This window comes from Streptomyces sp. NPDC127129 (genome assembly GCF_042671585.1).
Lineage (GTDB): Bacteria > Actinomycetota > Actinomycetes > Streptomycetales > Streptomycetaceae > Streptomyces.
On sequence record NZ_JBHXTV010000009.1, the window covers coordinates 229,440 to 241,753 of the forward strand.

General features: G+C 71.6%; 11 protein-coding genes. 7 read left to right on the forward strand and 4 right to left on the reverse strand.

Annotated features, from left to right (window positions below):
* The first annotated feature begins 46 nt into the window (after window positions 1-46).
* The 6 genes from ACFVGW_RS19400 (at window position 47) to ACFVGW_RS19425 (ending at window position 7,164) form a co-directional block, all read left to right on the forward strand.
* Window positions 47-1,888: a PQQ-binding-like beta-propeller repeat protein gene (locus ACFVGW_RS19400; protein ID WP_385852843.1), complete on the forward strand. Its 1,842-nt coding sequence runs from the start codon at window positions 47-49 to the stop codon at window positions 1,886-1,888.
* Window positions 1,889-2,066: 178 nt separating this feature from the next.
* Window positions 2,067-2,756 carry a LuxR C-terminal-related transcriptional regulator gene (locus ACFVGW_RS19405; protein ID WP_383228132.1) on the forward strand — a complete coding sequence of 230 codons (690 nt, stop codon included), beginning with the start codon at window positions 2,067-2,069 and terminating at the stop codon, window positions 2,754-2,756.
* Between the two features lie 144 nt (window positions 2,757-2,900).
* Window positions 2,901-3,944: a galactose-1-phosphate uridylyltransferase gene (galT, locus tag ACFVGW_RS19410; protein ID WP_385852844.1), complete on the forward strand. Its 1,044-nt coding sequence runs from the start codon at window positions 2,901-2,903 to the stop codon at window positions 3,942-3,944.
* Window positions 3,941-4,921, forward strand: coding sequence for a UDP-glucose 4-epimerase GalE (galE, locus tag ACFVGW_RS19415; protein ID WP_385852845.1), 981 nt, complete (start codon window positions 3,941-3,943; stop codon window positions 4,919-4,921). Before galT ends, galE begins: the two co-directional genes overlap by 4 nt.
* The gene (galK, locus tag ACFVGW_RS19420) at window positions 4,918-6,078 is read left to right on the forward strand and encodes a galactokinase (protein ID WP_385852846.1); all 1,161 of its coding nucleotides are present in this window, start codon (window positions 4,918-4,920) and stop codon (window positions 6,076-6,078) included. The genes galE and galK overlap by 4 nt, the downstream gene beginning before the upstream one ends.
* Window positions 6,079-6,390: 312 nt before the next feature.
* Window positions 6,391-7,164, forward strand: coding sequence for a LuxR C-terminal-related transcriptional regulator (locus ACFVGW_RS19425; RefSeq protein ID WP_385852847.1), 774 nt, complete (start codon window positions 6,391-6,393; stop codon window positions 7,162-7,164).
* Here the strand turns inward: ACFVGW_RS19425 and ACFVGW_RS19430 are convergent.
* Window positions 7,123-7,620, reverse strand: a complete 498-nt coding sequence (locus tag ACFVGW_RS19430; protein WP_352188481.1) for a MarR family transcriptional regulator — start codon at window positions 7,618-7,620, stop codon at window positions 7,123-7,125. The two genes, ACFVGW_RS19425 and ACFVGW_RS19430, sit on opposite strands and share 42 nt — an antisense overlap.
* Before the next feature lie 131 nt (window positions 7,621-7,751).
* Here ACFVGW_RS19430 and ACFVGW_RS19435 point away from each other — a divergent pair, with 131 nt between their 5' ends.
* Window positions 7,752-8,594 (forward strand): trans-aconitate 2-methyltransferase, encoded by an 843-nt coding sequence (locus ACFVGW_RS19435; RefSeq protein WP_385852848.1) that lies wholly within the window; start codon window positions 7,752-7,754, stop codon window positions 8,592-8,594.
* 96 nt (window positions 8,595-8,690) lie between these two features.
* Here the strand turns inward: ACFVGW_RS19435 and ACFVGW_RS19440 are convergent, their stop codons facing one another.
* From ACFVGW_RS19440 to ACFVGW_RS19450, 3 genes are all read right to left on the reverse strand, one after another.
* On the reverse strand, window positions 8,691-10,397 hold the full coding sequence (locus tag ACFVGW_RS19440; RefSeq protein ID WP_385852849.1) for an FG-GAP repeat domain-containing protein: 1,707 nt from the start codon (window positions 10,395-10,397) through the stop codon (window positions 8,691-8,693).
* Window positions 10,398-10,580: 183 nt separating this feature from the next.
* Window positions 10,581-11,258 carry a TetR/AcrR family transcriptional regulator gene (locus tag ACFVGW_RS19445; RefSeq protein ID WP_352188484.1) on the reverse strand — a complete coding sequence of 226 codons (678 nt, stop codon included), beginning with the start codon at window positions 11,256-11,258 and terminating at the stop codon, window positions 10,581-10,583.
* Window positions 11,255-12,241, reverse strand: a complete 987-nt coding sequence (locus ACFVGW_RS19450; RefSeq protein WP_385852850.1) for an acyl-CoA desaturase — start codon at window positions 12,239-12,241, stop codon at window positions 11,255-11,257. The genes ACFVGW_RS19445 and ACFVGW_RS19450 overlap by 4 nt, the downstream gene beginning before the upstream one ends.
* Between the last annotated feature and the right edge of the window lie 73 nt (window positions 12,242-12,314).

The window sequence follows — 12,314 nt, forward strand, 5'->3', positions numbered from 1 at the left end:
CACCGCCCCCCATCCGTCTTCCCACACCTCAGAGGTACGCACGCCCATGACACAGCCACCTCCGCCGCCCAGCCAGCCGCCCGGCCCGCCGCCGAACGAGCCGCCCAGCCAGCCGCCGCCGGGCGGGTTCGGCGCGCCGCAGGACCCGCCGCCCGGTGGGTTCGGCGCGCCGACGCCGCCGCCGGAGCAGCCCCAGGGCCAGCCCTCGTACGGCTATCCCCAGCAGCCGCCGACGCAGCCGCAGTACGGCTACCCGCAACAGCCGCCGACGCAGCCGCAGTACGGCTATCCCCAGCAGCCGCCCACGCAGCCGCAGTACGGCTACCCGCAGCAGCAGCAGCCGCAGCAGCCGTACGGGTACCCCACCCAGCCGCAGCAGCAGTACGGCTACCCGCAGCCGCCCGCGCCCGTGGCCCCCGGCGGCGGCAAGAAGCTGTCCGCGCAGATGCAGATCGTCATCGCCGCGGTCGTCGCCGTCGCCCTGATCGTCGGCGGCGGGATCTGGTACGCGAGCTCCGGCGGCGGCGACGAGAAGGACACCGCGGGCGGCACCACCGGCTCGACGCAGGGGCAGAACAAGGGCGGCAACGGCCTCGGCGGCAACGGCAAGGAGAAGGTGCCGGGCAACACGCAGGCCTCGCTCAAGTTCCAGCTGCCCGAGCCCAAGGTCGAGGACATCACCGACGTCTCAGGGTCCTGGATCACCGACAAGGCGTACGTCAAGACGGGCGTCAACTCGATCGTCGGCTACGACCTCGACAAGGGCACCCCGGTCTGGACGCTGCCCCTGCCCGGTCAGGTCTGCGGCACCTCGCGCCACACCACCGCCGACAACAAGACCGCCATCCTCTTCGAGGCGACCAAGCGCGTCGGGCCGAAGTTCTACCAGCCGTGCACCGAGGTCGGCGTCGTCGACCTGACCACCGGCAAGCTGGTGTGGTCCACCTCCGTCACCGGCGGCAACGCGGGTGACGGCAAGGCCAAGTTCAGCGAGGTCACGCTCAGCGGCACGACCGTGGCGGCCGGCGGCACCGACGGCGGCGCCGCCTTCGACCTGGCCAACGGCAACCCGCGCTGGAAGCCCCAGGCCAACGCCCAGGACTGCTACGACATGGGCTACGGCGGCGGCGAGGGCCTCGTCGCGGCGCGCAAGTGCGGCTCCTACGGCAGCCAGTACGTCGTCATCCAGAACCTCAACCCGACGACCGGCCAGCCCATCTCCCAGTACAAGATGCCCACGGGCGTGGAGTACGCGGCGGTCGTCTCGACCAAGCCGCTCGTGGTCGCCGCCGACGTCGGCGACACCGCGGGCGACGGCAGCGGCATCTCGGACTTCTTCTCGATCGACGAGAAGACCGGCAAGCTGAAGGCCAAGATCGCGGCGAACGCGGACCGTTTCGCGGGCCGTTGCCGCTCCACCGAGGTCGAGACCTGCAGCAAGATCGTCGTCGGCAACGGCCGGCTCTACCTGCCCACCGAGGAGCACGAGGGCTCCACCGGTGAGTACGGCGACGAGACGAACGAGATCCTGTCGTTCGACCTGACCACCGGCAAGCAGAACCCCGAGAAGGCCGACGCCGGCGACCGGTACACGCTGTTCCCGCTGCGCATGGACGGCGGCAACATCATCGCGTACAAGGCCCCGCCGTACGACAAGGGCGGTCAGATCGTCTCCATCGACGGCGGCACCATGAAGCCGACGCTGCTCCTGGAGAACCCGTCGGACAAGACGGTGCGGGACGCCGAGGGCAGCTTCTCGGCGGACTACTCCGAGATGCTCTACGCGAACGGCCGGATGTTCATCTCCGCCGTCAACCTGAGCAAGCCGCGCGAGTCGTCCTCGACGAACGACAAGGAGTACCTGGCACTGGCGTTCGGTACCGGCTGACCCCTGCCCGTACCCGGCACAGCCCGGCGCGTCGACGCACTCGACGCGCCGGGCTGTTTGCGTGGGGCCCTGTTGGGTGAGTATTCGACAGTCTGGGGGGACAAGCGTGTAGTTTGCCGGGTCATCGGAGTGACTGGGGCCGGGGGACGGCCTCAGGGGGGAACTGAGGGGTTGCTCGATGGGCGTGCGGCTCATGGTGGTCGACGACCACCGACTGCTCGCCGAGGCGCTGGCCTCGGCATTGAAACTGCGCGGGCACCGTGTGCTCGCGGCGGCGGCCCCGGTCGCGGGCGCCGCGGAGCTGGTGGTGAGCCGGGCGCCCGAGGTGTGCCTGCTCGGCACGGCCGCCCCGGCACAGCCGGGTGCCTTCGACCCGATCGTACGGATCAAGCGCGAGCGGCCGCAGGTGGCCGTGGTCGTGCTGGGTCCGGTGCCCTCGCCGCGCGGGATCGCGGCGGCCTTCGCGGCCGGCGCCTCGGGATACGTACGGCACGACGAGCGCATCGAGGGCGTCGAGCGGGCGCTGATCAAGGCGCGTGCGGGGGAGTCGGCGGTGGCGCCGCAGCTCCTCCAGGGGGCGTTCACGGAGCTGCTCAACCCGGCGGCGCAGCCCGACGACGAGGGGCAGCGGCTGCTGCGGATGCTGACGCCGCGCGAGGTCGAGGTCCTCGTCCGGGTGGCGGAGGGCGAGGACACCCGGCTGATCGCCGCCGGGATGGGGATCGCGCCGAGCACGGCGCGCACCCATGTGCAGCGGGTGCTGATGAAGCTGGGGGTCGGCTCCCGGCTCGAGGCGGCCGCCCTGGCCGCCCGGACGGGGCTGCTGGATCATGCGCCGGTGCCCGGGGCCCGCAGCGAGTACCCGTAACGCGTTTCCGTGGCGGGCCGCCGCACCCGGCGGCCTGAACACATCCGACGTCAACCTGCACGGAGCTCTCTCACCGTTGACTGTGGATGTTTGATTGTGGTTCCTTGTGCGTGGTTCTGTTCGGTTCCCCGCTGAGGACACCCCGTGAAGAAGACCGTCACCACCCTCGCCGACGGCCGCGAGCTCATCTACTACGACGCGCGGGACGACGCGGTCCGCGACGCCGTCGACGCCCGGCCGCTCGACCCCGTCTCCTCCGCCTCCGAGATCCGGTACGACGCGCTGCTCGGGGACTCGGTCGCCGTCGCCTCGCACCGCCAGGACCGGACCTACCACCCGCCGGCCGACGCGTGCCCGCTCTGCCCGTCCCGCGCCGGCCGGCCGAGCGAGATCCCGTCCCCGGACTACGACGTCGCCGTCTTCGAGAACCGCTTCCCCTCGCTCGCCGGGGAGAACGGCCGGTGCGAGGTCGTCTGCTTCACCTCCGACCACGACGCCTCCTTCGCCGACCTCAGCCCCGAACGGGCGGCGCTCGTCCTGGACGCCTGGACCGACCGCACGGCCGAACTCGCCGAACGGCCCGGCGTCGCGCAGGTCTACTGCTTCGAGAACCGCGGCGCCGAGATCGGCGTCACCCTCGGCCACCCCCACGGCCAGATCTACGCCTTCCCGTACGTCACCCCCCGCACGGCCCTGATGCGGCGCCATGCCGCCGAGCACCGCGCCCGCACCGGACGCAACCTCTTCGACGACGTCGTCGCCCGTGAGCGGGGGGACGGCGTCCGCGTGGTCCTTCAGAGCGAGCACTGGATCGCCTTCGTGCCGTACGCCGCGCACTGGCCGTACGAGGTCCACCTCCACCCGACGCGCCGGGTGCCCGACCTGCGTGCGCTGGACGAGGGGGCCCGCACAGACTTCCCACAGATCTATCTGGAACTCTTGAGGCGCTTCGACCGGATCTTCGGACCCGGCGAGCCGCCCACGCCGTACATCGCCGCCTGGCACCAGGCGCCGTTCACGGTCGAGGACCGCGAGGAGTTCGGGCTGCACCTGGAGCTTTTCACCGTCCGCCGGGCGCCCGGCAGACTGAAGTACCTCGCGGGCACCGAGTCCGGCATGGGCGCGTTCATGAACGACGTACCGCCGGAGGCGGCGGCCGCACGACTCCGAGAGGTGGCGACCACATGACGGCCGCGACATTCAAGTACCTGGTGACCGGCGGCGCGGGATACGTGGGGAGCACCGTCGCGCGCCATCTGATCGAGGCGGGCCACAAGGTGACCGTCCTGGACGACCTCTCCACCGGCTTCGCCGAAGGCGTCCCGGCCGGCGCGGAGTTCGTCGAGGGCCGCATCCAGGACGCCGCGAAGTGGCTGGACGGCTCCTACGACGGCGTGCTGCACTTCGCCGCCTTCTCCCAGGTCGGCGAATCGGTCGCCAAGCCCGAGAAGTACTGGGAGAACAACGTCGGCGGGACGATGGCGCTGCTCGCCGCCATGCGCACGGCGGGCGTGGGCAAGCTGGTCTTCTCCTCCACGGCCGCCACCTACGGCGAACCGGAGTCCGTCCCGATCACGGAGTCCGCGCCGACCGCCCCGACGAGCCCCTACGGCGCCTCCAAGCTGGCCGTCGACCACATGATCGGCGGCGAGTGCGCCGCCCACAGCCTCGCCGCGGTCTCGCTGCGCTACTTCAACGTGGCGGGCGCGTACGGCGCGTGCGGCGAGCGCCACGACCCCGAGTCGCACCTGATCCCGCTCGTCCTCGACGTCGCCCTCGGCAGGCGCGAGGCGATCAGCGTGTACGGGGACGACTACCCGACCCCCGACGGCACGTGCGTCCGCGACTACATCCATGTCGCCGACCTCGCCGAGGCCCATCTGCTCGCCCTGGACGCCATGACCCCCGGCGAGCACCTGATCTGCAACCTCGGCAACGGCAACGGCTTCTCGGTGCGCGAGGTCGTCGAGACCGTCCGCGAGGTGACCGGTCACCCGGTCCCCGAGATCACGGCCCCGCGCCGGGCCGGCGACCCCGCCGTCCTCGTCGCCTCGGCCGAGGCCGCGCGCGAGCGGCTCGGCTGGAATCCGTCCCGCCCGGACCTGGCGGACATCGTGCGCGACGCCTGGGCGTTCGCCAGGGAGAGGGAGCGGGAACGCGGATGAGCGTGGCGGGCGAGTTCGAAGCGCTGTACGGGGCGGCCCCGGAGGGCGTCTGGGCCGCCCCCGGGCGGGTCAACCTGATCGGTGAGTACACCGACTTCAACGACGGCTTCGTCATGCCGCTGGCCCTGCCGCACACGGCCCGCGCCGCCGTCTCCCGGCGTCACGACGGGGTGCTGCGGCTGCACTCCGCCGACGTCCCGGGCGGGATCGTCCGCCTCGACCTGGACGTGCTGGAACCGCTCGCCCCGCTCGCGGGCGGTGCCGGCGCGAGCTGGGCCGCCTACCCGGCGGGTGTCGTCTGGGCGCTGCGCGAGGCCGGGCACCCGGTCACCGGGGCGGACGTCCACCTGGCGTCGACCGTGCCCACCGGGGCGGGCCTGTCGTCCTCCGCCGCCCTGGAGGTCGTCTGCGCGCTCGCCCTGAACGACCTGTTCGGCCTCGACCTCTCCCGCCCCGAACTCGCCGTCCTGGCCCAGCGCGCGGAGAACGCCTTCGTCGGCGTCCCCTGCGGGGTCATGGACCAGATGGCGTCCGCGTGCGCGATCGAGGGCCACGCGCTCTTCCTGGACACCCGCGACCTCTCGTACCGGCAGGTGCCCTTCGACCTGGCGGCGCGGGGGCTGCGGCTCCTCGTGGTGGACACCCGGGTGAAGCACGCGCTCGGGGACGGCGCGTACGCGGAGCGGCGCGCCGGTTGTGAAGCAGGCGCGCGGGCGCTCGGCGTGCGCACGCTGCGCGAAGTCCCGTACGTGCAACTGCTCGATGCTCTCGCGCGTTTGAGCGAGGAATCGGTTCGCCGCTATGTCCGGCACGTGGTTTCGGACAATCACCGGGTCGAACGGACGATCGCCCTCCTCGACGCCGGGGACGCGGCGGCGGTCGGTCCCGTGCTCAATCAGGGCCATGCCTCCCTCCGGGACGATCTGCGCGTCTCCTGCCCCGAGCTGGACCTCGCCGTGGACGCGGCGAACGCGGCCGGCGCGCTGGGGGCGCGGATGACGGGCGGCGGGTTCGGTGGCTCGGCGATCGTCCTTGTGGCGCAGGAGCGGGCGGACGCGGTGGCCGCGGCCGTCGAGAAGGCCTTCGCCGGGGCCGGGTTCGCCGCGCCGCGCGTCTTCCCCGCCGTGCCGTCCCCAGGGGCCCGCCGGGAGGCTTAGGGAGCCGGCGGGAGCCCTCCGGGCGTGGAATGCCTTCGGAATTGTCGACTTCTGTCGCGACCGTGTCCTGGTGGCGCAGGAGTACCCACCGTGTTCGGTCAGTTCTCCCAATCGCCTTCCCCGACGGCCCCCCGCCCGTACTCTGTTGCGCAGCGCCGGTGGGGGCCGGTGCTGATCAGGGGGCGTGACCAGTCGGGTACGGCGCCCGGGACGGGGTAACAGTCACTGCACGGCGGCGGCCGCGCGATCGACGGACCTGCGTCCCCGGCGCCGTACCCGCGCCGGTCCGTTCCTCGACACTTGGGGGTGTCCGTGGCTCGCATCCGGGTCCTGGTGGTGGACGATCACCGCATCTTCGCCGAGTCGCTGGCCGCCGCGCTCGCGGCGGAGCCCGACGTCGACGTGTCCGCCGCGGGCAGCGGTCCGGCCGCCGTGCGCTGTCTGGACCGCGCGGTCGCCGAGGGACGCCGGTACGACGTGATGCTGGTCGACGCCGACCTGGGCGCCATCGCCGGTCCCGCCGCCTCGCTGACGGTCGCCCAGGCCGTGCCGGACGACGGCGCGGGTGTCGTCGACGGCATCTCGCTGGTCGCCGGGGTCCGTTCGACCCAGCCGGCCGTCCGCACGGTCGTCCTCGCCGAGAAGGACGACCCGCACCGGGCGGCGCTCGCGCTGCAGGCCGGGGCGTCGGGCTGGGTGGCCAAGGACTGCTCCCTGCAGCGGCTCCTCGCCGTGATCCGCGGTGTCCTGCGCGACGAGACGCATCTGCCGCCCGCGCTGCTGACCGGCGTCCTGCGGGAGCTGACGGCGGCCCGCAAGCACCGCACCGAGAGCGAGCAGCTCGTCGAGTCGCTGACCCCGCGCGAGCGCGAGGTGCTGCGCTGCATGGTGGCGGGCCTGGGCCGCAAGGCGGTCGCCGAGCGGCTCTTCCTCTCCCCGCACACGGTCCGTACGCACATGCAGAACGTGCTCGGCAAGCTGGGCGTGCACTCCACGCTCGCCGCGGTCGCGCTGGCGCGCCGCGCCGGGGTCGGACCCGCCGATCTATCCGGGGATGTTGTCGAACGGGGCGGTCAGCTGGCGTAGCAGTGCCGCCAGTTCGCCGCGCTCGCCGCGGGAGAGCTGGGCCAGAATGGCCCGCTCCTGGGCGAGCAGTCCGGCGAGCGCCTGGTCGGCCCGGTCACGTCCCTCGGGCGTCAGGCGGACGAGCACCCCGCGCCGGTCGCTGGGGTCGGGAAGCCGCTCCACCAGGCCCTTCTTGGTCAGCCGGTCGATGCGGTTGGTCATGGTGCCCGAGGTGACCAGCGTCTGGGTGAGGAGCTGGCCGGGGGAGAGCTGATACGGGGCTCCCGCGCGGCGCAGCGAGGTGAGGACGTCGAACTCCCAGGGCTCCAGCTGGTGCTCGGCGAAGGCGAGCCGACGGGCGCGGTCGAGATGGCGGGCGAGCCGCGAGACGCGGCTGAGCACCTCGAGCGGCTCCACGTCGAGGTCCGGGCGCTCGCGGCGCCATGCAGCGACCAACCGGTCGACCTCGTCCTCCATGACGATCAGTGTAGAGGGTCTGTTGACATAAAGTCTCTTGACGTCAAGATATATTCGGATGGACTATGGGGAAGGACCGGGCCGGGACCTAGTTCCGCTTCGGCAGCTCGTTCCAGCAAGGGGGCTCGAACATGCATTCCGCACCATCTTCCGCTTCCGCGGCGCCAACGTGGGATCCGCAGCAGTACCTGCGGCATTCCGGCCACCGCACCCGTCCGTTTCTCGACATGCTCTCCCGAATACCGCGTCTTCCCTCCGTGGGCAGCCCGGCCAGGATCGCCGACCTCGGCTGCGGTCCCGGCAATGTGACCGTGCTCCTCGCCGACCGTTGGCCCGACGCCCACATCACCGGATTCGACCTCTCTCCCGACATGCTGGAACGGGCCGAGAAGGACTGGGCGGGCACCACGGCCGGCGGCGGCTGGCTGGACTTCCGTCCCGCCGACGCGGCGCACTGGACCCCGGAAGAGCCCTACGACCTGATCGTCTCCAACGCCGCCCTGCAATGGGTCCCCAACCACCCCGAGTCGTTCGCCGCCTGGATCGACGCCCTCAAGCCCGGCGGAACGTTCGCCTTCCAGGTCCCCGGCAACTTCACCGCGCCCAGCCACGCACTGCTCGGCGAACTCTGCGACATGCCCCAGTGGCGCGCCCGCCTCTCCGGCGAGGGGCGCCGCTTCGTCCACATCCTCGACCCGGCCGACTACCTCCTGCGCCTCACCGACCTCGGCTGCGTGACCGAAGTCTGGGAGACCACCTACTCCCAGCTCCTGCAGGGCGAGGACCCCGTCCTCGACTGGGTCAAGGGCACGGCGCTCCGGCCCGTCCTCACGGCCCTGGAAGGTGACCGGACGGCGACGGACGCCTTCCTCGCCCAGTACCGCGACCTGCTGCGCGCCGCCTATCCGCCGGGCCCGCGCGGCACCGTCTTCCCGTTCCGGCGGATCTTCGCGATGGCGACGAAGCCGTTGTGACGGCGGCGCGGTGAAACGGCGCCGTGACGCACGGGCGCCCCGCACCGGAAGAACCGGTGCGGGGCGCCCACGCGTGCCGTGTCCGTCCCGAAGGCGTCAGGACATCGTGTTGTAGATCCCGAACCCGCTGCCGATCCTGGCCCGCGCGGTGAACTTGCCCGGGGAGCTGTTCAGGTAGCTGTACAGATCGCCCGACGAGGTCACACCCAGCAGGTCGCCCTTGCCGTCGGCGTTCAGGTCACCGGGAGCGACCAGCTTGGCGTACGTGTTCCAGCCGCTGCCGACCTTCACCCGCGCCTTGAACGGCGTGGCCGCCACACCCGTGCCCGCGTACACGTACAGATCACCGCCCGAGGTGCGGGCCACGATGTCCGCGCGCCCGTCCCCCGTGTAGTCACCCGCGCCGACGATCTTGTTGTACGTGCCCCAGCCGGTGCCGACCTTGATCCGGGACGCGAACGCCGTGCCGTTCCCGGTGCCCCGGTACAGGTAGAGCGTGCCGGAACCGTCACGGGCCAGCAGGTCGCCCTTGCCGTCGCCGCTCAGGTCACCCGGGCCGACGAGCGTGTTGTACACACCCCAGCCGGCGCCGATGTACGAGCCCTCGACGTAGAGGGTGCCCTGGAAGAGCTCCGCGATGTCCGACGAGCCGTCCGGGTTGAGGGAGGACAGGTGCGTGAAGTTGGCGCCCGCCCAGCCGCCCGGGTCGCCGATCTGGCTGCGCGCGGTGAGCTTGCCGGTGGTCCGGCTGCCGTACCAGAACAGCGTGCCGGCCTTGTCCCGCGCCAGGACGCCTTCCTTGTTGCCCAGAACCGGGTTGTTGCCCGCGCCGCCGAACAGCGGTACGCCGTCCCAGCCGCCGGTGTCGCTGGACTGCACGCGGGCCGCCAGCGTGCCGTCGCCCCTGCCCGCGTAGTACCAGAGCGTTCCGGCGCTGTCGCGGGCGAGCAGCTCGCCGTTGCCGTCACCGTTGTCGTCGCCCACCGGGAAGATCTGGTTGTAGATGCCCCAGCCGCTGCCGATCTTCACCCGCGCGGCGAACGGCGCACTCTTGTCGCCCCTTCCGGCGTAGAACCACAGGATGCCGGCCGAGTCGCGGGCGACCAGGTCGGCCCAGCCGTCCCCGTTGTTGTCGCCGATGCCGAGGAGCTGGTCGTAGGTGTTCCAGCCGCCACCGAGCAGCACACGGGCCGAGAACGGCGCGTTGCGGTTGCCGGTCGCGTAGTACAGGTACAGATTGCCGCCGTGGTCACGGGCGACCAGGTCCGCACGGCCGTCGTCGTTCACGTCACCGGGCGCGACGACCTTGTTGTAGATCTGCCAGCCGGAACCCGTCCACACGTGCCCCGCACCGGTGGGCGTGGCATCCGCGTACAGGAGGAGCGAGCCCTGCTCGGTGAGCGTCAGGACCTCGGGGCCGCCGGCCTCCGCGTCCTGGTTGCCGATCGGGATGACGTCCTTCGCGGTCTCCGAGAGGTTCCCGGCGAAGAGACCGCCCGCGCCCGTGGTCGTCGCGGTGTAGATGTCGCCGCTCCAGGAGCGGTAGATCAGGTCGCTGACGCCGTCGCCGTCGAAGTCCGACAGCCGCGGGGAGGCGCCGACACCGGCGGCCTGGGCCGCACCCGCGCGCAGGCCGTCCGGCTGGGGCCGCGTGAGCGCGGGCGGAGTGAAGACGGGGGCCGGCTTCTCGACGGCCGGCCGCGGCGCGGGCTGGTCGGCCGAGGCCGGGGTCGCGAGCAGCATGCCCGCGGAGAGGACGAGAGCGGTGCATGCCGCGATGCGGCGCGCACGCGTGGTGTGCACAGAACGCAAGAGATCCCCCCCAGGGATCAGAGAAAACATCGGACCGGGGGCAGGGGTCCGCGACACCTCCGTACCGCGCGCAAGCGCTTACGAAGGGCGAACACCCCCCCCCGGATGTGGAGCGGAGCATACCGCCGAACACCGACAGAGGATCAACGGACATCCCCGGCCGGAGCCGCGGCCTCAGCTCTTGCGGTGCCCTATCAGGCGCGGCTTCTGCTCCAGGCCGTCGAGACCGTGCCACGCCAGGTTCACCAGATGCGCGGCAACCTCCGCCTTCTTCGGCTTGCGGACGTCCAGCCACCACTGGCCCGTCAGCGCCACACTGCCCACCAGCGCCTGCGCGTACAGCGGCGCCAGCTTCGGATCGAAACCCCGGGCCTTGAACTCCAGACCCAGAATGTCCTCGACCTGCGTCGCGATGTCACTGATCAGCGACGCGAAGGTGCCCGTCGACTGCGCCACCGGCGAGTCGCGGACCAGAATCCGGAAACCGTCCGTGTACCGCTCGATGTAGTCGAGCAGCGCGAACGCCGCCTGCTCCAGGAGCTCACGCGGATGGCCCGCCGTCAGCGCCCCCGTCACCATGTCGAGCAGCTGGCGCATCTCCCGGTCGACCACGACCGCGTACAGCCCCTCCTTGCCGCCGAAGTGCTCGTACACCACCGGCTTGGAGACCCCGGCCTTCGCCGCGATCTCCTCCACCGACGTGCCCTCGAAGCCCTTGGCGGCGAAGAGGGTCCGGCCGATGTCCAGCAGCTGCTCGCGGCGCTCCGCGCCCGTCATCCTCACCCGGCGCCCACGCCGGGGTTTGTTCTCGCTGCCGCTGGTACTGCCGTCGATCGCCACGCTGTCCATCATGCCGCGTCGACGGGCTCGCCCCGGCGCCGGGCTTCGATCCGCGAGGCGTTCGGCCAGCGCACGTCGGAGGCCCAGCCCAGCTGCTCGAACCAGCGGATCAGCCGCGCGCTGGAGTCGACCTGGCCGCGCAGCACCCCGTGGCGCGCCGACGTCGGGTCCGCGTGGTGCAGGTTGTGCCAGGACTCGCCGCACGACAGCACCGCCAGCCACCACACGTTGCCCGAGCGGTCACGCGACTTGAACGGCCGCTTGCCCACCGCGTGACAGATCGAGTTGATCGACCACGTGACGTGGTGCAGCAGCGCGACCCGGACCAGCGAACCCCAGAAGAACGCCGTGAACGCGCCCCACCAGGACATCGTCACCAGACCGCCGACCAGCGGCGGGATCGCCAGGGACAGGATCGTCCAGTAGACGAACTGGCGGGAGATCGCCCGGATCGCCGGGTCCTTGATCAGATCCGGGGCGTACTTGTGCTGCGGCGTCTGCTCCTCGTCGAACATCCAGCCGATGTGCGCCCACCACAGGCCCTTCATCAGCGCCGGCACCGTCTCGCCGAACCTCCACGGCGAGTGCGGATCACCCTCCGCGTCGGAGAACTTGTGGTGCTTGCGGTGGTCCGCCACCCACCGCACCAGCGGGCCCTCCACCGCCAGCGAGCCCATCACCGCGAGCGCGATCCGCAGCGGACGCTTCGCCTTGAACGAGCCGTGCGTGAAGTACCGGTGGAAACCGATCGTGATGCCGTGACAGCCGATGTAGTACATCGCCACCAGCAGGCCCAGATCGAGCCAGCTCACACCCCAGCCCCAGGCCAGCGGCACCGCGGCCAGCAGCGCCAGGAAGGGCACCGCGATGAACAGCAGCAGCGTGATCTGCTCGATCGACCGCTTGTTGTCCCCGCCGAGCGTGGCGGAGGGCAGATCCTTGAGGTCCTTGAGGTCTTTGCCGGTGGGTTCGAGAACCTCGGGGCTGGAGGTCATGGGTGTCCCCTGGGGGGTGAGGGTGAGGGATGAAGCCGCGCCTACGGGACCGTAACCTACGGCGACGTAAGTA

Excerpts from the sequence above, each read along its gene's own strand:
- ACFVGW_RS19400 (WP_385852843.1), top strand. The coding sequence starts at position 47 with ATGACACAGCCACCTCCGCCGCCCAGCCAGCCGCCCGGCCCGCCGCCG.
- ACFVGW_RS19405 (WP_383228132.1), top strand. The coding sequence starts at position 2,067 with ATGGGCGTGCGGCTCATGGTGGTCGACGACCACCGACTGCTCGCCGAG.
- galE (WP_385852845.1), top strand. The coding sequence starts at position 3,941 with ATGACGGCCGCGACATTCAAGTACCTGGTGACCGGCGGCGCGGGATAC.
- galK (WP_385852846.1), top strand. The coding sequence starts at position 4,918 with ATGAGCGTGGCGGGCGAGTTCGAAGCGCTGTACGGGGCGGCCCCGGAG.
- ACFVGW_RS19430 (WP_352188481.1), bottom strand. The coding sequence starts at position 7,620 with ATGGAGGACGAGGTCGACCGGTTGGTCGCTGCATGGCGCCGCGAGCGC.
- ACFVGW_RS19435 (WP_385852848.1), top strand. The coding sequence starts at position 7,752 with ATGCATTCCGCACCATCTTCCGCTTCCGCGGCGCCAACGTGGGATCCG.
- ACFVGW_RS19445 (WP_352188484.1), bottom strand. The coding sequence starts at position 11,258 with ATGATGGACAGCGTGGCGATCGACGGCAGTACCAGCGGCAGCGAGAAC.
- ACFVGW_RS19450 (WP_385852850.1), bottom strand. The coding sequence starts at position 12,241 with ATGACCTCCAGCCCCGAGGTTCTCGAACCCACCGGCAAAGACCTCAAG.